Below are 23,941 nucleotides of genomic sequence, written 5' to 3'. Positions count from 1 at the left end.
TTATAGTGAAAGTTCATCAGAAATATCATCACTATATAGTTCTTGATAAAATATTTCTTCATTAGAATCAATCATGATTAGAAATAAGTCTTCTTTTTTGGGGGCTTTGATTTCTTTTAGTTTTTTATCTAGCCAAGATACATCTTTTTTTAATATATGTAAAGCTCGTTTATTAATCTTGCCATCAACATATAATAGTATTGGCATTTTAGGGTCTTTTACATTTATGTTTAAATCGTGTTTTGTAACAGTATCGCAAGATGATTTTGGAATTATTGATACTTTTCCATTATTTTCGAGAATGGCGTATTGAATTTCTTCTATATCTAAATAGCCACCACTTCGTATTTCTTCTAGTATATCATCAACAGTAAGGCGTTGTTTTTTTATCATACTTAGATTTAATTTTCCATTGCTTACTAAAACACAGGGAGTACCATCTATGAGTTTTCTAAAGGTTACGCTGTGTTGTTGAATTTCTGTGATAATTATATTTATTATTAAAAGAGTTACAATAGGTATTATACCAAGTATTAAGGGAAGTCTTGAGTCTTGCATAGGAAGGGAGGCAAGGTCTGAAATCATAATAGTTATTACAAGTTCATATGGTTGAAGTTCACCTATTTGCCTTTTTCCCATGAGCCTTACAACAAAGATTACTAAAAAATATAAAAGAGCAGTTCTAATAAATACTATGTACATATATTATCACTCCTTACAATTATATAATGTGAAAATACAGTTAATTTATTCTTACTTTCAATGTTTTTTCATAAATATAACTATAGGACATTAAGTTTGCTTAAGATGTTGATTTGCGTTTTGGTTAACAAATTGAAATCTTAAATAATACAATTACTATTGTTAGGGTGTGAGTGCTATTGGAAAAATTAAAAATTAAAATTGATGATAAGTATATTAGTGTGGATAAAGGAACAAAATTTTATCAACTTTTAGATAAAAATTATAAAGAAGACATTTATCCAATCATATTAGCTAAATTTAATAATATATATTTAGAACTTACAGATGAAATAAAGGAAAATGGTGATTTGGTATGGATTAGGTTAGATAATGCAATTGCTATAAAGGCATATAGACGAGCTTTGCAATTTGTATTTATAAAGGCAACACTAGATTTATTTAATGAGTGCAGTATAACAATTCAACATTCAATAAGGAATGGGCTTTATGGAGAAGTGCATAAGGATGTAGCACTAAATGAAGAGGATATAAAACTTATTAAAAATAGAATGATGGAGATAATAAATAAGGATATAGTAATAGAAAAATGTGAAGTAAAAACAAAAGATGCAATAAATATATTTAAAACCTATAAAATGAATGATAAAGTAAGACTTTTATCATCTTTAAAAAATGATAATGTTAAACTTTATAAAATAGATGATAGATACGACTATTTTTATGGAAACATGGTTTATTCAACAGGGATTTTAAAATATTTTGATTTAGAATATTATGACCCAGGATTTGTTTTAAATTTTCCTAAAGTAAAAGAACCAACAAAGGTATGCAAATTTGTTGATATTCCACAACTTTCTAAGGTGTTTAAAGAAACTAAAAGATGGATAAGCATTTTAGATGTAGCAGATGTTTCATCTTTAAACGAAAAGATAAGGAGTCATGAAAAGGAAGATATAATAAGAGTATCTGAAGCTCTTCATGAAAAAAAAATTGCACAGATAGCCGATATGATATTGAATAAAGAAAATACAAAAATAGTTTTAATAGCTGGTCCTTCATCTTCAGGGAAAACGACTTTTTCAAAAAGACTAGCAATTCAGCTTAGGGTAAATGGATATAAACCTCTTTTAATATCATTAGATGATTATTATATAGATAGGGATAAAACACCTTTAGATGAAAATGGAAAACCGGATTTTGAATCAATTAATGCTTTAGATTTAGAATTTTTTAATAATCAGTTAAAAGATTTATTAGCAAATAAAGCTGTAAAATTACCTAAATATAATTTTAAAACTGGAAAAAGAGAGGAAACTAAAGAGAATATTGAACTTTCACAAAATGGGATAATAGTAATAGAGGGAATACATGGTCTTAATCCTAAACTTATTTATAAAATAGCAGATGAGAATAAATTTAAAATATATATATCAGCATTAACTCAGTTAAATTTAGATAATCACAATAGAATATCAACAACAGATATAAGAAAGATTAGAAGAATAGTTAGAGATTTTTTGTCAAGAGGATACGGGGGAGCTGAAACTTTAGAAATGTGGCCATCTATAAAAAGGGGAGAAGAGAAAAATATTTTTAAGTATCAAGAAGAGGCAGATGTTTTATTTAATTCAACTTTGGTGTATGAGATGGCTGTTTTAAAAAAATATGCATTAGAAGAGCTTAAAAAAATAAATAATAAAAAAGATAGTTATGTATACTATGAGGCTAAAAGGCTTATGAATATAATTAATTTTTTTGAGGATATAGAAAAAGAAAAAGTTCCTGAAAACTCTATTTTAAGAGAATTTATAGGTGGAAGTTGTTTTTATGAATACTAGATAATATACAAAAAGGCTGTATCAAATATAAGTGTGCAGAATATATTTTTTATCTTTGATACAGTCTATTTATATAAATATGATAAAAGTATTAAAAGTTTAGAATAAAATTTAAAGTATATAAATTACTAATGACAGTTATGACTTGTGCAAGAGTTGTTTGCATCAAATTGAGGTAATTTATTTTCTTTAAATAGTTTTATGTTTTCTTCAATAGTACCTTGGCAAGCTTTATATACTTTAATTCCCATAGAATTAAGTTTTAATATAGCACCTGCGCCTATTCCTCCAACTATTACAGCATCAACAACCTCACCAGATAAAGCTTTAATTGGTTGACATTTTCCGTGTTCATGATTTAAATCACCATTATTTACAGATTTGATTTCATTGTTTTCTAAGTCACAAATTATAAAATGAGGGGCATTTCCAAAATGATTATAAGTTACACTTTGTAATCCTTCATTTGATTTTACAGGGAAACAAACTTTCATTGATAATTCCTCCTTAAATTTATTTTCATTGAAACATTTTTTATGTGCACATTTTTTTAAACATTCTGTATTGTATTGGCTATCTGAGAATATATAATCATATGTATCTTTGTTGATTAAATTTTCTATAAAAAGCGTAGGTTTTTTTAAAGTATCATAATTAAGGTCATAAATGATATGATATCCTATTTTGTAGCCTATTATAAGATTAACTTTTTTTAAAATTTTGATTTGCTGAGATACAGCAGCTTCACTTATATTTAAATGTTTTGCAATGCCTTTTGCACATATGCTTTTTTTAGACATTAATAATAAAATTTTTAGTCTAGTTTCATCGCTAAGAGCTTTAAAAATATTTATGTAAGCTTCCATAAATGACCTCCACGATTTAGTTAAGTAATTACTTAACTAAATTATAGTACACTTATTTTAGAAATTCAAGGGAAAAATAAAAATAGCTTGTATAAATAATATATACAAACTATTTTAAATAAATTTTTTAATCGTCATTTAAAAATTTTCTTATAGATTCATCATCATCATCTAGAGAATATCGATAGGAATTTTTTATTTTGTTATCCGTATTATTAGAAGAATTAAGTCTAGAGTTTACTGCTTCTCTAAAATCATCTATATTAACCATTCGTGTTTTATCAGATTCATTTTCCTTTAAAGACTCTAAATCAACTAGTTGAGTTTTATCCATAGAGTTTTCTTGTTTTTTTGAAAAATTATCATTAGATATACTTTTATTAGTTATGCTCTTATTTTTGTTTTTAGAATAATTTTCATTAGCCAATTTTATAGAAGAATTAAATTCATAATTTTCTCCGTGGAATGTTTCATCAAGAGAAGAATTTTGTTCTTTTTTCTTTAAAAAATCAAACATATGCTTTTTCTGTGTATTTTCTTCAAAGACATCTTCGTTTTCCTCAATTGTGTCTATAATTGTGTCTATATCATCTTCTGAGTTATAGATTTCTTCATCTTCCTCAGTTGTGTTTGTATGGTTTTCTAAGTCACAGATTTCTTCATTTTTGCTATACTTGTTTTCATTAATATTGGTAGCTGAATTAATATCTTTTAAAGTTTTAGAAAAAACTTCTGATTTTATAGAATTAAACATATCATCATCATTTTCAAATAAAGTTTTATCTAAATCAGAATCATCATTTTTATTTAAATTATTAAAGGAATCTAAATCTTCATATAATGTTTTATCCAAATCAGTAGCAGAGTTTTTCTCATATTTTTCAATATTATTGTTATTTGAATTATGATATGTATTTGGAAATTCAAATAAAGTTTTATCTAAATCTTTATATGAATCATCAACATTTTTAGATATAGCGGCTTCAGCATAATTTTCTATATCATTGCATTTAGCAATTAAATTATCAAATTCAATAAATTTTTCTTTGTTTTTTTCATCTTGAGATATATTATATGTTGTAAATTTATCCTTTGATTTTTCAGAAGCTTTGTATAAATTTCTTGATACAGTATTAAATAATTTTAAAATATTGAATGTAAAAAGCCTTAAAAATTTACCTAAAAATATCATGCCCTTATCAGTTTCGACTTGAGCTTTAATTGCAAACTTGTCCATATTATTTTTAAGTCTTCTTCCAACTATTTTACCATTTTTAGAGCTTTCTTCTCTTACATTGTAACCTTTTTTTGAAATTTTAAATTTAATAAAGCCAAGTAAATCAAATAATAATTCAACTATTTTTTTTAATAAAGAGCCTAATGAAGTAAAAAGCTTATTTACTCCTTTCCCTAATAAACTCATAATGTTGTCCTCCAATTTTTAAAAAATATAAATATTATTTTTAAATATTATATTAAAGTATTTTATAAATAAATACGGTATTAATAAAATAAATTATTTATTCAATATTATTATAATAAAGATTATATATAAGAAAATATAATATTAAAAATTTATTTGAATTGTAATAATTTGTTTACAAACAAAAATAAAGCTGTTTATATATTATAACAGCTTTATTTTACATTTATATATCATTTATATGGTTATGATTAAATTTATATACTATTTATAGAATTTATAAATTTTTTAAATCCGTCTATACCTTGAGGAGTGAGTTTAAATACACCACAATCTTCTAAGACTTTTACGAATTTATTTCCAACTTCTTTATTAATAAACTCATCAATAGATAAGTTTTCTTCTTTAATTTTATCTTTAAGGTAAGATGCCCAAGGTTTATGGTATTCCTTTATCTCTTCTATGCTTAAAGAATTATTTAAGAAGCTTTTTATATCATTTAATTCATTTAAAAGTCTTCCAGGAAGTACGGCAAGTCCCATAACTTCTATTAAACCTATATTTTCTTTTTTTATATGGTGAACATCACTATGAGGATGGAAGATTCCTAATGGATGTTCATTAGATGTTCGATTATTTCTAAGGACTAAATCAATAACAAATTTATTGTTTTCAAATCTTGCAATTGGAGTTATGGTGTTGTGGGGTTCACCATTTTGTGAATAGCTTAAAATATCAAGGCTTTCATCATCATAATTTCTCCAAGCCTCTAATATAAGGTTAGAGCAATTAACAAGAGATTTTATGTTTTCGCTTTTTAATCTTATTGTAGATAAAGGCCAATGTACAACAGATGCTTCAACATCTTTAAATTTATCTAATTTAAAATCAAATAAATTTTTGGCGTTGTTCATAGGAAATGTATGCCTTCCTCCTTGATAATGTTCATGAGCTAAAATAGAGCCTCCAACTATAGGCAAGTCAGCATTAGAACCTATAAAATAATGAGGGAATATATCAACAAATTCAAGAAGGTTAGTAAACGTATCTTTGTTAATACTCATAGGAATATGCTCAGTACATAGAACTATGCAATGCTCATTGTAATAAAGGTATGGGGAATATTGCATCATCCAGTTTTTGTTATTAAAGTTAAGTCGAATAGTTCTATGATTTGCTCTATCTGGATGAGTTACAGTTCCTTCGTAGCCTTCATTTTCAATGCATAAAAGGCACTTTGGATAATTATTTTTCTTTGAATTTCTCTCTAATGCTATTTGCTTAGGATCTTTTTCAGGTTTAGATAGATTTATAGTAATTTCCATGTCTCCATAAGGAGATTTTGATGTAAAGTTTATATTTTTAGCAATTCTATCTGTTTTTATATAATTAGAAGCTTTGCTAAGATTATAAAAATAATCAGTAGCTTCTTTAGGTTCATTATGATACCTTATGAAAAATTCTTTGTTTATTAAAGAGGGTGCAGGAACAAAAGTGTTCATGATGTCGCTAGAAAATATATCTTTTTCATAAAGGGTATTGCCTATTAATTTTTTATTTACAGCAATATCTAATAAACCATTTAAAGTTTCATGAAAATTTAAATTTATATCTTCATTTTTCATATAGCTATCTTCTTTAAAAAGAGATAACAGTCTATTTCTTGTGTAGATTGTATCCATCTCATCTATTAAATTGTTTTTTATAGATATATAAATAAGTCTGTCTATTAATGCGTAAATGTTCATCTTTACCCCCAAAATATTTTGTATTAAATTTATATTTCAATAACAGTTGGACCATCACCAATTGATGCTATATAAAATGATGCTTCATAACCTATGGCATCTTTATAGGCTTGACCTACATTTGCAATAAAGTTTTCTACACTATCATTATTAACAATAGCAATAGCACATCCTCCAAAGCCAGCACCAGTCATACGAGCACCTAAAACACCAGGTTGCTTCCATGAAACTTCAGCTAGTGTATCTAATTCTTTACCTGTAACTTCATAGTCATCTCTTAAAGATATATGAGAGTCATTCATAAGTTTACCAAATGTTATAATATCATTTTCTTTTAATGCTTCAACGGCTTTCTTAACTCTAGCATTTTCATATATAGCATGTCTACATCTTTTAATTTTTGTTTCATCATTTATAAGATGAGCGTGTTTTTCAAATTCTTCAGGTGTTAATTCACAAAGAGCCTCTATGTTACAAGCTTCTTTTAGCTTTTCTAAAGAACTATCACATTCAGCTCTTCTTTCATTATATTTTGAGTCAGCAAGTTCACGTCTTTTATTAGTATTCATTATAACTATGGTTTTATCTCCTAATTTAACAGGTACATATTCGTAGTTTAAAGTATTGCAATCTAGTTGGATAGCAGTATCTTTTTTGCCAAGAGATATAGCAAATTGATCCATTATTCCACTATTTACACCAATATATTTATTTTCTACAGTTTTACCAAGTAAAGCAGCTTGTACATCGTCCATATCAAGGTTAAACTCTTCTCTAAATATTTTAGCACATAACATCTCTAAAGAGGCTGATGATGAAAGACCAGCTCCGTTTGGTAGATTTCCGTATATAGCCATATTGAATCCATGGTTTATTTTAAATCCTTGTTCTAATAAGAATTTAACTACACCTTTTATATAATTAGCCCAATCATCTTCTTTTCTATATTCTAAGTTGTCTAGAGAAAATTCTATAACTCCTTTGTTTTCAAAATTTAATGAATAAACTTTGAAAATGTTATCAGGACGCTTATTAATTGCAGCATAAGTTCCTAAAGTTATTGGACATGGGAAAACAAAACCACCGTTATAGTCTGTATGTTCGCCTATAAGATTTATTCTTCCAGGAGAGAAAAACATTTTATCGTAAGAGTCATTAAATATTTTATTAAAAACCTCATTAAATTTAATTTTTATATCGTTTACTAACACAAAATAACCTCCTAATTTGTACCATGTAATTGTTTTAATAAATTAATTATAATATTTAAGTAAAATAAAATCAATATTTTTACTAAAAAATTTTACTATTGTATAAAAAATATTGTAAATTTTATTTATATTTTTTATAATATCAGTATAAATGTATTGCTTTACAAATTAAAATTAATTCTATTAAATGAAATATTAATCTATTTAATACATAAATGATTATTATGAAGTTTAGATTATTTTAAAATGTGAAGTTTGAAAACAACATTTGTAGAATTAGTATTAAGTAAAAATAAGTAAAATAATAAGGTGGAGGAATTATTATGCAAATAAAAGAATTTAATGAAAATGGATTTAAAAGATATCAATTAATAAATGATAATAATATGTTAGTTGAGGTACTAAGTTTAGGTGGAGTTATTACAAAAATTATAACTGAAGATAGAAATGGATTTTTAGAAAATGTAGTATTATCTTATAAAAATTTGGAAGATTATTATGAAAATCCATCATGTTTTGGTGCCATGATTGGAAGAACAGCAGGAAGGATTGGAGGAGCTAAGTTTTCGTTAAATGGAGTAGAATACAATCTTGATAAAAATAATAATGGGAATTGTCTTCATGGAGGAAATAATTCTTTTTCAAAGAAAATATGGAATGTTGAAACTATAAGAAATAATGATTATGTAGGATTAAAATTATCATACATGAGCAAAGATTTAGAAAATGGATATCCTGGAAATTTAGATTTATCTGTGTATTATACTTTAAATAATGAAAACGAATTAAAAATACATTATACTGGAAAATCAGACAAAGATACAATAGTAAATATGACCAATCATTCTTATTTTAATTTATCAGGAAATGCAAAAAGTAGTGTATTAGGACAAAAACTTGTTATAAATAGTGATTATATAGGGGAGGTAGATGAATATCTAATTCCAACTGGTAAGAATATAGAAGTTAAAAATACTCCTTTTGATTTTAATAATGTTAAAGAAGTAGGCAAGGATATAAATGAAGAAAATATTCAGTTAAAATATGGCTCTGGATATGATCATCCTTGGATTTTAAATAAGAAAAAAGAAAATGATGTAATGTTTTATCACAAGGAATCTGGAAGGTGTTTAGAAATAAAAACTAATCAAAAAGCAATAGTTTGTTATTCAATGAATTTTACAGATGATTTAATTATGGAATGTGGACGAGTTGGAAAAAAACACGATGCAATATGTTTTGAAGCTCAAAGTCTTCCAGTAGGCTATGATGATTGTTTTATAAATGATATAATATTAAGAAATGGGGAAGTTTACGATAACGAGACCATATATAAATTTTATATAAAATAATAAATAGGAGACAATGATGGCAACAATTAAAGACATAGCAAGTATTGTTGGGGTTTCTATTGCTACTGTATCTAGAGTTTTAAATTTAGATGAAACCTTAAATGTTTCTGATGAAACTAGAAAAAGAGTATTAGAGGTAGCTGAAGAGCTTAATTATATAACTATAAAAGAAAGAAAAAACAAAGGAAAAACTTATAATGTGGGAATAGTATATTGGTATACTGATATTCAAGAGATAAATGATCCATATTTTTTATCTATAAGAATGGCTGTAGAGAGAAAATGTAGTGAAGAAGAAGTGAATTTTAGAAATATTGATTTCCAAAGGGTTTTAAATGGGAATTTTAATGATTACAATAATTTAGATGGAATAATCGCCATAGGAATTTTTGATAATACAGATATAGAAAAGATGAAAAAAATATCAAAAAATTTAGTTTTTGTTGATTCTTCACCTAATGAAAAAATTTATGATAGCATAGTTGTAGATTTTAAAAATGCTGTCAAAGAATCTATGGAATATTTATATAGTTTAGGACATAGGGATATAGGATATATTGGTGGATTATGCTATTCAAGAAATGAAAAATCTATTTTTACAAACTATCGTGAAAAAACTTATAAAGAGTTTATGGAATCGATTGGTTGTTATAAAAAGGAATGGATATTAACAGGTAGGTTTTTACCAGAAGATGGTTATAATCTTATGAAAAAAGCTTTAAATAATAAAGAAAGACCAACAGCTTTTTTTGTTGCCAGTGATCCTATGGCAATAGGAGCTTATAAAGCTGTATTTGAAGCAGGTTTAAAAATTCCAGATGATATTAGTATAATAGGTTTTGATGATATATATACAGCGCAATTTTTAGCACCTTCTTTAACAACTGTTAGAGTTTATAAAGATACTATGGGCGAAGTGGCTGTTGAAACTTTATTAGATAGAATAAAGCAAAAGAGAGATTTAGGGAGAAAAATAGTCCTTCCTACCAAACTTATAAAAAGAGAAAGTTGTAAAAAACTTTAATTATATAGTATTTTATTAAAATAAGTTCTTATATATTTTTTGAAAATTTTAATAAAATTATAGTAAAATATGTGATTAAATTATCAATGAAATATTTAGAACTTTAATATAAAGAATAAGTTTAATATAAGCAAAATACTTTAAATTAATAAGTATGACGTTAAAAATAGCAGTTATTTAAATAACTGCTATTTTTGTTTAGAAATATTTATATAAAATAAACGGATTATATATTTTTTTATATGTAAACAATATAAATTGAGTAAAATATCTAACTTTAAACTAGAAATAATTGATTTAATAAAAGATAACGTTAGCAAATGGTAAAATAGAAAAAATAAATATAAATTAAAAATATAGTAAAAAATAAATAAAAATTACAGTAAATTTATTGAAATTTATTTACCTCTATGTTAACATTTAATTGTAAAATAAATGAATACGTTTTATTTGTAGAATTGAAAAGGGGGAGCAAAATGAAACTAACTTTTAAGGAAAAATATTCTTATGGTTTAGGTGCTTTGGGTAAAGACTTAGCTTACGGTATTGTTGGAACATATTTAATGTTTTATTTTACTGATGTAATAGGTTTAGCACCTGCTTTTGTAGGGACGTTATTTTTAGTTGCAAGAATTTGGGATGCTTTTAATGATCCGGCTATGGGAATGATAGTTGATAATACGAGAACAAAATGGGGTAAATTTAGACCTTGGATTTTTATTGGAACAATAATAAATGCAATAGTAATAGTATTTTTATTTTTTAAACCAAATTTATCTCCAACAGGATTAATGGCGTATTATGCAGCTATGTATATACTTTGGGGTATGACTTATACAATAATGGATATCCCTTATTGGTCAATGATACCATCTCTTGCTCAAGATAAGGAAGAAAGAGAAAAAATATCAGTTATTCCTAGAATATTTGCAAGTTTAGGTGGACTTACAGTATCAACTTTTGGTCTTATTATAGTATCTAAATTAGGTGGGGGAGATCAAGTAAAGGGTTTCTTTGGTTTTGGAATAGTAGTAGCAATAGTGTTTGTAGCAACTATAACTATAACTTGCATAAATGTTAAAGATTCATCAGCAACAGTGGTAAATAATAAAAAAGCTAAAAAGGTAACATTGAAAGAATCTTTTAAAATAATAGCAAGTAATGATCAACTTGTAGTTTTTATAGGAATAGTATTAGCTTATAATTTGGTTATGCAATTATCAGGTGGAATGGCTATTTATTATTTTAAATATGTTGTAGGCAATGAAAACCTATTCCCAGTATATACAGCTTTTTCTGGTATTGCAGAAATGAGTGCTTTAGTATTATTCCCAATGTTAACTAAAAAGCTTGGTAGACCAAGGGTATTTAAAATAGCAGCATTTCTTCCAGTTATAGGATTATTCATGTTGTTGGGTGCAGGATTTATACTTCCTCAAAATGCAGTATTTGTAGCTATATCAGGAATAATATTAAAATTTGGTTCAGGATTAACTTTAGCTTCTTCTACAGTAATGCTTGCAGATATTGTTGATTATGGTGAAGTTAAATTAGGCTCAAGAAATGAAAGTATAGTATTTTCATGCCAAACACTATTGGTTAAATCTGCATCTGCTGTTAGTGGATGGTTGGTTGGAGTTGGTTTAACAATAGTTGGATATGTAGCAAATGCTCAACAAACAGCTCAAACTATTTTAGGTATGAGAGTAATAATGGTAATTATACCGGCTATAGTTAGTGTTTTAAGCTATGTAATATATAAAAAATTCTATAAAATTAACGGAAAATATCATGATGATATGTTAGAAGAATTAGAAGCTAAAAGATCAAATGATTTAGAGCCAGTTATATAACATAAATATATAAAATATGAAACAAAAAGCTACGTGAAAGGCAATTATCATGTAGCTTTTTTGTTTGAAAATTTTAATTTCTATAATCATTTACATATCTTTGAAAAGACCATGAGTTTATAAAATTTTCAGTAGCCTTGTATCCAGACTTATAAAGACTTAAAACTTTACTTTTATTTAAATTAAAATCAGTAGTTTTAATACTTAGAGTTGGAAGTTCTATTGTTCTAACAGCATCTTTGTTTTCCAAATGAATATTTTCATTATGTGTAAGAGCTGTCTGAATTATGTCTGATATATAGGAAAAAAGTGAGTGGCTTCTTTCTAAATGTAATATATCATCTTCTTTTAATTTTAATCCAAATGTTGGCCAACGAGGGACTTTTTTAGAATCAAATATCCAAATTGGAAAATTACTAATAAGTCCACCATCAACTATAAGATTTTTTTCAGAGGGAGTTTTGAAAATAAAAGGAAAAAAATAAAAAGGAATACTCATACTCATAACAACAGCTTTAGATATTTCAAATTCCATAGGATCTATTTCATAATTTGGTAAATCATCAGGAAGAATTATAAGCTTTTTATTCGTAATATCAGATGCTAACACTTTAAGGGGACTTTCGTTATTTATTGAAATATATTTAAATTTAGTTTTTCCTTTTGCAAGATAAAGATTGTAAAGATAATTTTCAATATTTTTAGTAGAATATATTCCTTTTTTTAAAAAAAGATTTATACCACCTTTTAATGTATAAAATATCTGATTTAATCTAGTATTAAAAATTAATTTATTATAATTTAAATTTAAAACTAAATTTTTTAATTCATCTCCATTGTAACCAACAGCAAGCAAAGAAGTAATAATTGCACCAGCAGATACTCCAGCCATTTTTTTAAATTCATATCCATGGTCTTCTAAACAATTTATAGACCCAACTAAAGAAATGCCTTTAACTCCACCACCTTCACATACTATATCTGCGTACATAAAATCACCTAATATATTTTTTTACATTATATGAATAATATAATGGATAAGTTATTAAATTAAAGCCATAAAAATAATAAAATAGATAGTTAATATAAATAAATACATAAAATACAGAAATAAAGTTAATAATAAATGATTTATTACTTACAATATTAATAGTAAGTAAATTAAATATAGATATTCTTTCTTGATAACTTAAACAATTATAACAAATAACTTTAGATAAAATTATTAGGTAGTTAAAATATATAATTTATAAAATTATATATTTTTGATTATAAGGATGGTGATAGATATGAAAAAAAATATTTTTATCAATGCCTTAGTATGTGTATTTATAACAAGTGTGCTTATTGATTTTAGTAATTTAGCTTATATAAAAAATCCACAGAAGAAGCCTCTTAGAGTATCACCTTATGTAACAGAAGTAAATTTAAAATGTGAATGATAAAAAATTAATTTATTATATGAAAGATGTATTTGTTTTTATTTATTATTTATATAGTGTTGATTTAAAATTAAGATAATTTTTATTTAAAATCAACACTATTTATACATATATTTTATTCTAGTTTTAACAAAATATTATTAAGTTCTGCTGATGAATTTATTAAAGTAATTAAATCATCTTTTGATAAAATAAACATTTTATTTGCAAATATTTGTTCAAGTTTTTTCATTTGCTCATTTAAAAAATCATCAGCTTTTTTTGTATGTTGTATTCTTAAAATTCGTCTATCTTTTGGATCTTCACTTCTTATAATAAATCCCTCTTGAATTAATTTGTCTAAAATAGGTGTCATATTAGGTTTATACATACCAAGTCTTTTAGCAATTTCACTTATGGACATAGAACCATTTTTTTGGAGGCAAAACAAAACTCTCACATGAGATATTGGAATAGATAATCCTTTAGTAAGTTCTGTATTATTGAATATTATTTTATTAAGTGAAAAAGATAAATGAAGTAAGGTACTAGATACCTTATTTAAATCGATATTATCCATAAAAAGCTCCTCTATGAAAAATTTTTTAAAATAAATTAGCAATTATATATTAAATTATAAACTAATAAAAAAGTTTATACAAATATAAAAATTATTGACTTATAATAGTTATAAATTTATAATCTTTATATACTAATATTAGATAAATTTAAAAAAATAAACATCGGAGAGGGGAAAATAGTATAAATGGTTAAACTAATGAGATACCTAAAGGGCTCAGTTTTTGCAGTTATTGTAATAGTGATATTTCTAGCAATACAAGCTATGGCAAACTTAGCTTTACCAAACTACACATCTAATATTGTAGATATTGGTATTCAACAAAACGGTATAGAAAACTCAGTACCAAGTGTTATACAAGAATCAGAATTAGACAAAATACTATTGTTTATGTCAAGTAATGATAAACAGACGGTAGAACAAGATTATAAGCTTATAGATAAAGGGAATTTATCTAAAGAACAATATGATTCTTATGTAAAAAAATATCCAGCTTTAGCAAATGAAGCTCTTTATGTATTGGACAATACAAATAGTAGTCAATTAACTACACTAAATAATATTTTAGGAAAACCAATACTTTTGGTTCAAATGTTAGAGAAGGGATCAAAGGGAAATGAACTTAAAGCAGCTTTATTAAGTAATCTTCCAGCAAGTGAGGCTGCTAAGTATGAAAATGCAGGAATATTTACTGTGCTTCAAACGCTTCCTAAAGATCAATTAGACCAAATTGTAAGTGAAATAGATGCTAAGATAAACAATATGCCAGAGAGTTTAGTAACTCAAACAGCTGTTACATATATTAAAACTCAATATGAGGCAATTGGTGTTAACGTAAATAAACTTCAAAGTAATTATATCTGGAAAGTGGGTATAATTATGGTTGTAATTGCTCTTATAAGTATGATAGCGTCTATCGTTGTAACTTTTATAGCTTCAAAGGTAGCAGCTAAAATTGGTATGAATCTTAGAGGAAAAATATTTAAAAAAGTTATGAGTTTTTCAAATTCAGAACTTGATAAATTTTCTACGGCTTCGTTAATTACAAGAAGTGCTAACGATGTTCAGCAGGTTCAAAATCTTATGGTTATGTTTTTAAGATTAGTGTTTTATGCACCAATTTTAGGAATTGGAGGTTTTATAGAAGTTTTATATACTAATGCTTCTATGTCTTGGCTTATAGGAGTTATAATTTTAGTTATCATAGGGTGTGTGGTTGTAATATTTGCTATTGCAGTACCTAAGTATAAAAAGGTACAAAAACTTGTAGATAAAGTTAATTTAGTAATACGTGAAAATTTAACAGGTATGCTTGTAATAAGAGCTTTTACAACTCAAAAACATGAGGAAGAAAGATTTGATGATGTAAATAAAGATTTAACTAAAACAACTCTTTTTGTAACACGTGTAACATCAGTTATGATGCCACTTGTTATACTTATTATGAATGTGTCAACAATTGCGATAGTATGGGTTGGAGCATATAAAATTAACAATGGTACAATGCAAGTTGGGGACATGATGGCGTTTATACAATATGTTATGCTTATAATAATGGCGTTTGTAATGGTAACAATGTTATCTATAATGTTACCTCGTGCTGCAGTTTCAGCTCAACGTATAGATGAAATTTTAGAAACTGAACCAAGCATAAAAGATCCTAAAGAAATTAAGTCTTTTGATGAAAATAAAAAAGGATTAGTTGAATTTAGAAATGTATCATTTAAATATCCATCAGCAGAACAAAATGTTTTAACTAACATAACATTTACAGCAAAGCCAGGGGAAACTACGGCTATTATAGGTAGTACAGGTAGTGGAAAGTCAACAATCATTAACTTAATACCAAGATTTTATGATGCAACAGAAGGTGAAGTTTTAGTAGATGGGGTTAATGTAAAAGATGTATCACAACATGATTTAAGAGAAAAAATAGGATACGTTCCTCAAAAAGGAGTACTATTCTCAGGTACTATTGATAGTAATATAAAATATAACAATGATAAGATAAATGATGATGATGTAAAATTTGCGGTAGATATTTCTCAATCTAAGGAATTTATAGAACAAAAACCAGATGGATTGGAGTCTAGAATATCTCAAGGAGGAGCAAATGTATCTGGTGGGCAAAAACAAAGACTATCTATTGCAAGAGCTATTGCTAAAAGACCAGATATATATATATTTGATGATAGTTTTTCAGCTTTAGATTTTAAAACTGATTCTAAACTTCGTAAAGCATTAAAGGAAAATACAGGAGATAGTACTGTTATTTTAGTAGCACAAAGAGTTAGTACAATATTAAAAGCTAATAAAATATTAGTTATAGATGAAGGTAAAATAGTTGGTATGGGAACACATAGAGAACTTTTAGATACCTGTGATGTTTACAAACAAATAGCCTTATCACAACTTTCAAAGGAGGAGTTATATAATGAGTAATAAAAGTAAGAGTAACCCTCAAAGCAGTGGTATGGGGATGGGACGTGGACAAAAACAACAAGGTTCGCCTCAAAAAGCTAAAGATTTTAAGAAAGCTATGGGAAAACTTTTAAGTTATTTAAAACCATATAGATTATCATTGGTTGTAGTAGTGATTTTTGCTATATTAAGTTCAATATTTTCAATTGTTGGGCCTAAAATTTTAGGAAATGCAACAACTGAAATATATAGTGGTATAATGGGAAAAATACTTGGAACCAATTCGGCTGGAATTAATTTTATAGCCATAGGAAAAATACTTTTGGTGCTTTTAGTATTATATTTGCTAAGTGCAGGTTTTTCATATATACAGTCTTATATAGTTGCTGGGATAGTGCAAAAAATGTCCTATAGTTTTAGAAAACAAATATCAGAAAAAATGAACCGTATGCCTCTTAAATATTTTGATAAAAGAAGTAAGGGTGATGTTTTATCTATATTAACTAATGATGTAGGAATGATAAGTGAAAACTTAAATCAAAGTTTAACACAAGTTATAACATCAATAGTTACACTAATTGGTGTGCTTATAATGATGTTCTCTATAAGTTGGATTATGACGTTAATTGCAATAATAATTCTACCAGTTTCAGGATTACTTATGGGTTCTATAGTTAAAAAATCTCAAAAGTATTTTACAGAACAACAAAAGTATTTAGGAAAAGTAAATGGTGAAGTAGAAGAAATATACGGAGGACATAATGTAGTAAAGGCATTTAATGGAGAAGATAGTGCTTATGAATCCTTTGAAAAGTTAAATAAAACTTTATATTCTTCAGCATGGAAGTCTCAATTTTTATCAGGTCTTATGATGCCTATAATGAATTTTATAGGAAATTTTGGATATGTTTTAATGTCAATAGTTGGAGGATACCTTACTATTTTAGGTGCAATACAAGTAGGTGATATATTAGCATTTATCCAATATATAAGATCATTTACACAACCTATAGCACAATTAACTCAAGTGGCTAATCTTATGCAAACAACAGCAGCAGCTTGTGAAAGAGTATTTGAATTCCTAGATGAAGAAGAGGAAGTTCAAGTTATTGAAAATCCAGTTAGAGATGTTAATATTAAAGGAGATGTTGCATTTAAAGATGTTAGCTTTGGATATAATGAAGATAAAATAATAATAAATGATTTTACAGCTAATATTAAGGCTGGACAAAGAGTTGCAATAGTTGGTCCAACAGGAGCTGGTAAAACTACAATTGTAAAACTTCTTATGCGTTTTTATGATATAAATAAAGGCTCAATTATGATTGATGGTCATGATATTAGAGATTTCAATCGTAATGATTTAAGAGATTTATTTGGTATGGTACTTCAAGAAACATGGTTATATAATGGAAGTATAATGGAAAATATAAGATATGGAAAATTAACAGCTAGTGATGAAGATGTTATAGAAGCTATAAAAGCTGCTCATGCAAATCACTTTATAGAAGCACTTCCTGATGGATATAATATGGAACTAAATGAAGAAGCATCTAATATATCACAAGGTCAAAAGCAACTTTTAACAATAGCACGTGCTATTTTAGCAGACCCTAAAATTCTTATATTGGATGAAGCTACAAGTTCAGTTGATACTCGTACTGAAGTTTTAATACAAAAGGCTATGGATAACTTAATGAAGGGAAGAACAAGTTTTATAATAGCTCACAGGTTATCAACAATACAAGATGCAGATCTTATATTAGTTATGAAAGATGGAGATATTATAGAACAAGGAAATCATGATGAGTTAATGGCTAAGGGAGGATTCTATTCATCTTTATATAACAGTCAATTTGACAGTGTAAGTTAAAAAATTATATAAGAATAATAAACATAAAGATTAAACTTTTTCAGGAGAATTTTATGAAAAATAGAAAACTAATTATAGCAGGTCTTATTGCACTTTTAGTAATTGTATTTGGCTTAAATATATATATAAGCCTTCCAAAAGCAATAAAAGAAATTGATCAAAAAACAATAACTATAACAGTTGTTGATAATACTAAAAATGTAGATAAAACATACACTATAAAGACAAGTAAAGATACTTTATTAGATGCTTTAAAACCATTAGGTATAATATCTGGAGTTGAGAGTGGAAACAATTATACAGTAACTAGTGTAAATGGGCTTGAAGCTGATAATAACGGACAAACATGGGAACTTTCGATAAATGGCAATGTGACTAAAACTCCAATAAATAATATTGAAATTAAAAATAATGATCGTGTAGAATTTGACTTAGTAAGCAATTAATAAAAACACATTATCTCAAACAATGGGATAATGTGTTTTTATATAATGATATAAGATTTAGATGATGGTTAAAATTATTAATAATATATTTTAAAGCAGTAATGTGCTAAAATATACTCTAATAAAGATGAATAATATTAAAATTTAGGAGAGAATAGAATAATGGAGAGACCAATAAAAGTTTTAAATAGACTTTTTGGATATAAAGAATTTAGAAATGGACAATTTGAGATAATAAATAATATTTTAAAAAAAAGAGATAGTTTTTGTATAATGCCAACAGGTGGAGGAAAGTCTATTTGTTATCAAATTCCAGCATTTATTTTTGATGGAATAACTATTGTAATTTCTCCACTTATAGCTCTTATGAAAGATCAAGTTGATAATATAAATAATATAGGGATAAAAGCTAAATATATAAATAGTACAAATACTTTAGATGAAGTAAAAGAAATTATAGATATGTGTTATTTAGGGCAGGTTAAACTTTTATACATATCTCCTGAAAGGCTTAAAAATAATTATTTTATAAATGCAATAAAGACACTTAATATATCTCAAATAGCAATAGATGAGGCTCATTGCATATCTATGTGGGGACATGATTTTAGAAAAAGTTATAGAGATATAGAGGGATTTGTTAGGATTTTTAGAAATAGACCTGTTGTGAGTGCTTTTACAGCAACTGCAACTAAAGAGGTTTTAGAAGATTCTATAAAGCTTTTAAATTTAAATAATCCTTATATATATAAAGGTAGTTTTGATAGAGAAAATTTAGAGATTAATGTTCATAAGGAAATTGATAAATTAGAATTTATTAGGGATTTTTTAAAGGAGAATGAAGAAAAGTCAGGTATAATATACTGTTTAACTAGAAAAGAAGTTGAAGCTTTATATGATTACTTAAATGATTTGAATTTTTCAGTTCTAAAATATCATGCAGGGTTATCAGATTCAGAAAAGGAATATTATCAAAAGAGTTTTTTTAATGATGATAAGGATATTATGATAGCAACAAATGCTTTTGGTATGGGAATTGATAAAGAAAATATAAGGTTTATTATACATTTTACTTTTCCAAAAAATATAGAAAGTTATTATCAAGAAATTGGAAGAGGCGGAAGGGATGGAGAAAAAGCAGTATGTCATCTTTTATATTCTAGAGATGATATTAAAAGGCTAGATTATATAGTTAATTTAAATTATGAATTTAATCGTAAGGAAATAAATATAAAAAAATTAAATGATATGATAAAATTTTGCGAGTATGATAAATGTTATAGAGAATATATTTTAAATTACTTTAATGAAAAAGATATAACTCCGTATTGTAATAATTGTAGCAACTGTTTAAACAATGAAGAAGTTTTAGATATAACAATAGAGGCGCAAAAAATATTATCTTGTGTTTATAGAACTAAAGAATTAGTTGGAGAAAGCGTTTTAATAGATATTTTAAAAGGAATTAGAGGTCCTAAAATTGAAGAAAAGGGATTTTATAATCTTACAACTTTTGGAATAATGAAGGGATCTTCAAATAAGATAATAAAAGAAATTATAAAATCATTAATAGATGCTGGATACATAGATAGAAAAAAAGGAACTTATTCGATGGTGAAATTAAATAAGAAATCTATAAATATTTTAAAGGGAAAAGAAAAAGCTTTAGTTAAATTAAATCCGTTAGATTATACTCCTTTAGATGAGGAATTGTTTAGAAGGTTTAAAATTTTAAGAAAAAATTTATCTAATAAGGAAAGCATAAGACCATATATGGTATTTTCAGACACAACTATTATGGATATTATAAAAATTTCACCTAGAACAATTGATGAATTATTTAGTGTTAAAGGGCTTGGAGAAAAGAAAATTTTTAAATATGGAGAAGCTATAATAAATCTTATTAATTCTTATTACAATAATTTAAAAGAAAAAAATTAATAGTTATTATGGAGAGGAGAAAATGATGCTTTTACTAATTTGATAAACTTAGTAAAAGCATTATTTTTTGTCATATATTTATAATATATGTGAATATATTAAGGGTAAAGGGAGGGATAATAATGAATTTTAAAGAGTTTATAGAGAATGATAGAGAAAATCATAATAGTGAGAAATTTGAGGGAACTTTTTTAGATTATTTAGAGCTTGTAAGAAAAAATCCTGATATAGTTAAACTTGCCCATAAAAGAATATATGACATGATAATTGAACAGGGAGTTGAAGTATTAAAGCCTGAAGATAATCCTAAAATAAAAAAAATATATGGGAATGAAAAAATAAAAAGATATAATTTCTTTAAAGATGATTTTTTTGGAATAGATAAAGTTATAATGAAACTTATGAATTATATGTATTCAGCATCTATGAAAGGTGAAGAGGCAAGACAGGTTCTATATTTAGTTGGGCCAGTTGGTGCTGGTAAGTCATCTTTAGTTGAATCTATTAAAAAATTACTAGAGGTAGCACCATCTATATATGCAATAAAAGGTTGTCCTATGCATGAAGAGCCACTTCATTTAATACCTAAACACTTAAGAAAGAAATTTGAAGACAATTTAGGAGTTCAAATAGAAGGGGATTTATGTCCTGTATGTAAGTATAGATTACTTCATGAGTATGATGGAAGATATGAAGAAATGCCAGTTGTGTCTACAGATTTTTCTATTCGTTCAAGAAAAGGTGTAGGTGTTGTTCCACCAGTTGATCCAAACAATCAAGATACTTCAATTTTAACTGGATCTATTGATATATCAAAAATGGATATGTATCCAGAGGATGACCCTAGAATATTCTCTTTAAATGGAGCATTTAATGTTGGTAATAGAGGGCTTGTTGAGTTTATAGAGGTATTTAAAAATGATGTTGAATACTTGCATACAATAATTACTGCAACCCAAGAAAAATCAATCCCATCTCCTGGAAAGGGTTCAATGATTTATTTTGATGGTCTTATAATAGCTCATTCAAATGAAGCTGAGTGGAATAAATTTAAATCAGACCATACAAATGAAGCCATCTTAGATAGAATCGTAAAGATAGAAGTTCCTTATTGTTTAGAGTCAAGTGCAGAGCAAAAGATTTATGAAAAAATACTTAAAAAATCAAATTTTAATGCTCATATAGCACCTCATACTATAGAAATTGCAGCTATGTTTGCAACGCTTTCAAGACTTGCACCATCAATGAAGGTAGATCCAGTTACAAAACTTAGAATATATAATGGTGAAGATATAGTTGAAAAGGGTTCAACTAAAAAAATAGACATAGGAGAGCTTAGAGAAGAAGCAGGACCTATGGAGGGTATGAAGGGTATATCTACAAGATTTATAGTTAAGGCAATAGATAATGCATTATCTAATTCTGAGCATAACTGCATAAACCCTTTAAGCATGATGGAAAGTATAATAAAGTCAGTTAAAGATTTAGATATATCTCAAGATGATAAGAAGAAATATCTAGTTTATATTCAAGATACGATAAGAAAAGAGTATAACAAGATTCTTGAAAAAGAGATAACTAAGGCATTTATTCATTCGTTTAGAGAACAAGCTGAAAGCTTATTTAATAATTATTTAGACAATGCGGAAGCTTATACAAATAAAAATAAAATAAAAGATGATTCAACAGGGGAAGAGTTAAATCCTGATGAAGATTTTATGAGAAGTATAGAAGAACAAATAGGAATTTCAGAATCTTCAGCTAAAGGCTTTAGAGCAGATGTTACATCTTATATGTTCTATGTAATTAGAAATGGTGGAAAATTAGATTACACTTCCTATGAGCCATTAAAAGAAGCGATAGAAAAGAAATTAACAGCGTCTGTTAAAGACCTTTCTAGAATAATAACTAAATCAAGAGTTAGAGATAAAGAACAAGATGAAAAATATAATGCTATGGTAGAACAATTAACTGAAAATGGATACTGTCCACATTGCTGTGATGTAATTTTAAAATACGCTGCTAATAACTTGTGGAAGGATTAGTTCTATGGCTATATTCAGAGATAAGGGTGAAAACCAAATTGAATATGATAGAGCAATGGAAGATAGGAGACGACATAGGCAGTTAGTTGAAAAATCCATAAAAGAAAATCTAGGTGATATTTTATCAGAAGAAAGTATAATAGGTGAAGCTAAAAATAAAAAATTTAAAATTCCTATAAGGGGTTTAAAGGAGTATCAGTTTATATACGGAGAGAGTAACAAAGGGGTAACAACAGGTGATGGTAGTGAAAAGAGAGGGGATAAAATAGGTTCATCTAATGGTAAATCTCAAAAGGGGCAAGGAAAAGGTCAGGCAGGAAATCAAGAAGGGTCTGACATATATGAAACTGAAATAACTTTAGAAGAACTTTTAGATTATATTGTAGAAGATTTAAATCTTCCTAATTTAGATAAAAAGAAATATTCAGAAATAATAGTGGAATCTGCAGGACGCAAAAGAGGGTATCAAAAGTATGGTATAAGACCTAGACTTGCTAAAAAGAAAACAGTAATGGCTAAAATAGCTAGAAAGCAAGGAAAAAAGCGAGCTCTTTTAGAAAGTGGATTAAATGAAAGTGAAATTCAAAGATTTCCATTTAGAGATGAAGATTTGAGATATCATAGAGTTAAGAAAAAACCAAGAAAAGAAAGTAATGCAGTTATGATATTTATAATGGACGTTTCAGGTTCTATGGATACTACTAAAAAATATTTAGCTAGATCATTTTTCTTTGTTTTATCTAAATTTTTAAGAAAAAAATATAACAATATTGCTTTTGAATTTATATCTCATACAACCTCCGCAAAAGTTGTAAATGAATATGAATTTTTCCATAAGGGAGAATCTGGAGGAACTTATATTTCTTCAGGGCTTAATGTAGCTTTAGAATTAATAAAGAAAAAGTATAATCCAGATATGTGGAATATATATCCTTTTTATGCTTCTGATGGTGATAACTGGAGTGAAGATAATGAAAAAGCAATTAAAGCAGTTAATGAATTATCTGAAATTAGCAATTTATTTGGTTATATAGAACTTTTACCATCTACTTATTCAACTACTATGTATTATAGATTTTCTAAAGAAATAAAACAAAAGAAATTTGCATCAGTAGTGGTTAAAGAGAAAAAAGATCTTTGGAATGCCATAAAATTTATGTTATCTAAAGAACTCGAAGATGAAGGGTAGGTGAG

General features: G+C 26.4%; 18 protein-coding genes. 11 read left to right on the top strand and 7 right to left on the bottom strand.

Features of this window, described 5'->3' with window-relative positions; genetic code table 11:
* Positions 1-702 carry a DUF421 domain-containing protein gene (locus DR020_RS01635; RefSeq protein ID WP_055258411.1) on the bottom strand — a complete coding sequence of 234 codons (702 nt, stop codon included), beginning with the start codon at positions 700-702 and terminating at the stop codon, positions 1-3.
* Between the two features lie 179 nt (positions 703-881).
* On the opposite strand from DR020_RS01635, the gene DR020_RS01630 reads away from it, so the two are divergent.
* Positions 882-2,543 (top strand): nucleoside kinase, encoded by a 1,662-nt coding sequence (locus DR020_RS01630; RefSeq protein WP_112365082.1) that lies wholly within the window; start codon positions 882-884, stop codon positions 2,541-2,543.
* Between the two features lie 128 nt (positions 2,544-2,671).
* On the opposite strand, the gene DR020_RS12700 is transcribed toward DR020_RS01630, so the two are convergent.
* The 4 genes from DR020_RS12700 to DR020_RS01610 all read right to left on the bottom strand — a co-directional run bounded on the left by DR020_RS12700 (position 2,672) and on the right by DR020_RS01610 (position 7,791).
* A complete protein-coding gene (locus DR020_RS12700) occupies positions 2,672-3,409 on the bottom strand; it encodes a metalloregulator ArsR/SmtB family transcription factor (RefSeq protein WP_082412324.1) in 738 nt (245 codons plus the stop codon).
* A 127-nt stretch (positions 3,410-3,536) separates the two neighbouring features.
* Entirely contained in the window at positions 3,537-4,832 is a 1,296-nt protein-coding gene (locus DR020_RS01620; protein WP_112365081.1) for a hypothetical protein, read from the bottom strand.
* A gap of 257 nt (positions 4,833-5,089) precedes the next feature.
* Positions 5,090-6,580, bottom strand: a complete 1,491-nt coding sequence (gene galT / locus DR020_RS01615) for a UDP-glucose--hexose-1-phosphate uridylyltransferase (protein ID WP_055258416.1) — start codon at positions 6,578-6,580, stop codon at positions 5,090-5,092.
* A 29-nt stretch (positions 6,581-6,609) separates the two neighbouring features.
* Positions 6,610-7,791: a galactokinase gene (locus tag DR020_RS01610; protein ID WP_055258418.1), complete on the bottom strand. Its 1,182-nt coding sequence runs from the start codon at positions 7,789-7,791 to the stop codon at positions 6,610-6,612.
* 323 nt (positions 7,792-8,114) lie between these two features.
* Here DR020_RS01610 and DR020_RS01605 point away from each other — a divergent pair, with 323 nt between their 5' ends.
* The 3 genes from DR020_RS01605 to melB all read left to right on the top strand — a co-directional run bounded on the left by DR020_RS01605 (position 8,115) and on the right by melB (position 12,020).
* On the top strand, positions 8,115-9,143 hold the full coding sequence (locus DR020_RS01605; RefSeq protein ID WP_055258420.1) for an aldose epimerase family protein: 1,029 nt from the start codon (positions 8,115-8,117) through the stop codon (positions 9,141-9,143).
* A 16-nt stretch (positions 9,144-9,159) separates the two neighbouring features.
* The gene (locus tag DR020_RS01600; protein WP_055258422.1) at positions 9,160-10,167 is read left to right on the top strand and encodes a LacI family DNA-binding transcriptional regulator; all 1,008 of its coding nucleotides are present in this window, start codon (positions 9,160-9,162) and stop codon (positions 10,165-10,167) included.
* Between the two features lie 476 nt (positions 10,168-10,643).
* Positions 10,644-12,020 (top strand): melibiose:sodium transporter MelB, encoded by a 1,377-nt coding sequence (gene melB / locus DR020_RS01595; protein ID WP_112365080.1) that lies wholly within the window; start codon positions 10,644-10,646, stop codon positions 12,018-12,020.
* 73 nt (positions 12,021-12,093) lie between these two features.
* Here the strand turns inward: melB and DR020_RS01590 are convergent, their stop codons facing one another.
* The gene (locus DR020_RS01590) at positions 12,094-13,011 is read right to left on the bottom strand and encodes a patatin-like phospholipase family protein (protein WP_112365079.1); all 918 of its coding nucleotides are present in this window, start codon (positions 13,009-13,011) and stop codon (positions 12,094-12,096) included.
* A gap of 298 nt (positions 13,012-13,309) precedes the next feature.
* Between DR020_RS01590 and DR020_RS12220 the strand changes: the two genes are divergently transcribed.
* Positions 13,310-13,462 (top strand): hypothetical protein, encoded by a 153-nt coding sequence (locus DR020_RS12220; RefSeq protein ID WP_156304290.1) that lies wholly within the window; start codon positions 13,310-13,312, stop codon positions 13,460-13,462.
* A 115-nt stretch (positions 13,463-13,577) separates the two neighbouring features.
* Here DR020_RS12220 and DR020_RS01585 read toward each other — a convergent pair whose 3' ends face one another.
* The gene (locus tag DR020_RS01585; RefSeq protein WP_058992907.1) at positions 13,578-14,021 is read right to left on the bottom strand and encodes a MarR family winged helix-turn-helix transcriptional regulator; all 444 of its coding nucleotides are present in this window, start codon (positions 14,019-14,021) and stop codon (positions 13,578-13,580) included.
* Positions 14,022-14,207: 186 nt separating this feature from the next.
* On the opposite strand from DR020_RS01585, the gene DR020_RS01580 reads away from it, so the two are divergent.
* The 6 genes from DR020_RS01580 to yhbH all read left to right on the top strand — a co-directional run bounded on the left by DR020_RS01580 (position 14,208) and on the right by yhbH (position 23,936).
* Positions 14,208-16,463 (top strand): ABC transporter ATP-binding protein, encoded by a 2,256-nt coding sequence (locus DR020_RS01580; protein WP_055258431.1) that lies wholly within the window; start codon positions 14,208-14,210, stop codon positions 16,461-16,463.
* Positions 16,456-18,315: an ABC transporter ATP-binding protein gene (locus DR020_RS01575; protein WP_055258433.1), complete on the top strand. Its 1,860-nt coding sequence runs from the start codon at positions 16,456-16,458 to the stop codon at positions 18,313-18,315. The genes DR020_RS01580 and DR020_RS01575 overlap by 8 nt, the downstream gene beginning before the upstream one ends.
* A 53-nt stretch (positions 18,316-18,368) precedes the next feature.
* Positions 18,369-18,761: a DUF4430 domain-containing protein gene (locus DR020_RS01570; protein ID WP_055258435.1), complete on the top strand. Its 393-nt coding sequence runs from the start codon at positions 18,369-18,371 to the stop codon at positions 18,759-18,761.
* 162 nt (positions 18,762-18,923) lie between these two features.
* A complete protein-coding gene (gene recQ / locus DR020_RS01565) occupies positions 18,924-20,702 on the top strand; it encodes a DNA helicase RecQ (protein WP_112365078.1) in 1,779 nt (592 codons plus the stop codon).
* A gap of 122 nt (positions 20,703-20,824) precedes the next feature.
* On the top strand, positions 20,825-22,747 hold the full coding sequence (locus tag DR020_RS01560) for a PrkA family serine protein kinase (RefSeq protein ID WP_112365077.1): 1,923 nt from the start codon (positions 20,825-20,827) through the stop codon (positions 22,745-22,747).
* A gap of 4 nt (positions 22,748-22,751) precedes the next feature.
* Complete coding sequence (gene yhbH / locus DR020_RS01555) at positions 22,752-23,936, top strand: sporulation protein YhbH (protein ID WP_055258441.1); 1,185 nt, start codon at positions 22,752-22,754, stop codon at positions 23,934-23,936.
* The last annotated feature ends 5 nt before the right edge of the window (positions 23,937-23,941 follow it).

The sequence above is a fragment of the Sarcina ventriculi genome, assembly GCF_900456775.1.
GTDB classification, from domain to species: domain Bacteria; phylum Bacillota; class Clostridia; order Clostridiales; family Clostridiaceae; genus Sarcina; species Sarcina ventriculi.
This window is presented reverse-complemented; position numbering and strand designations above follow the sequence as displayed.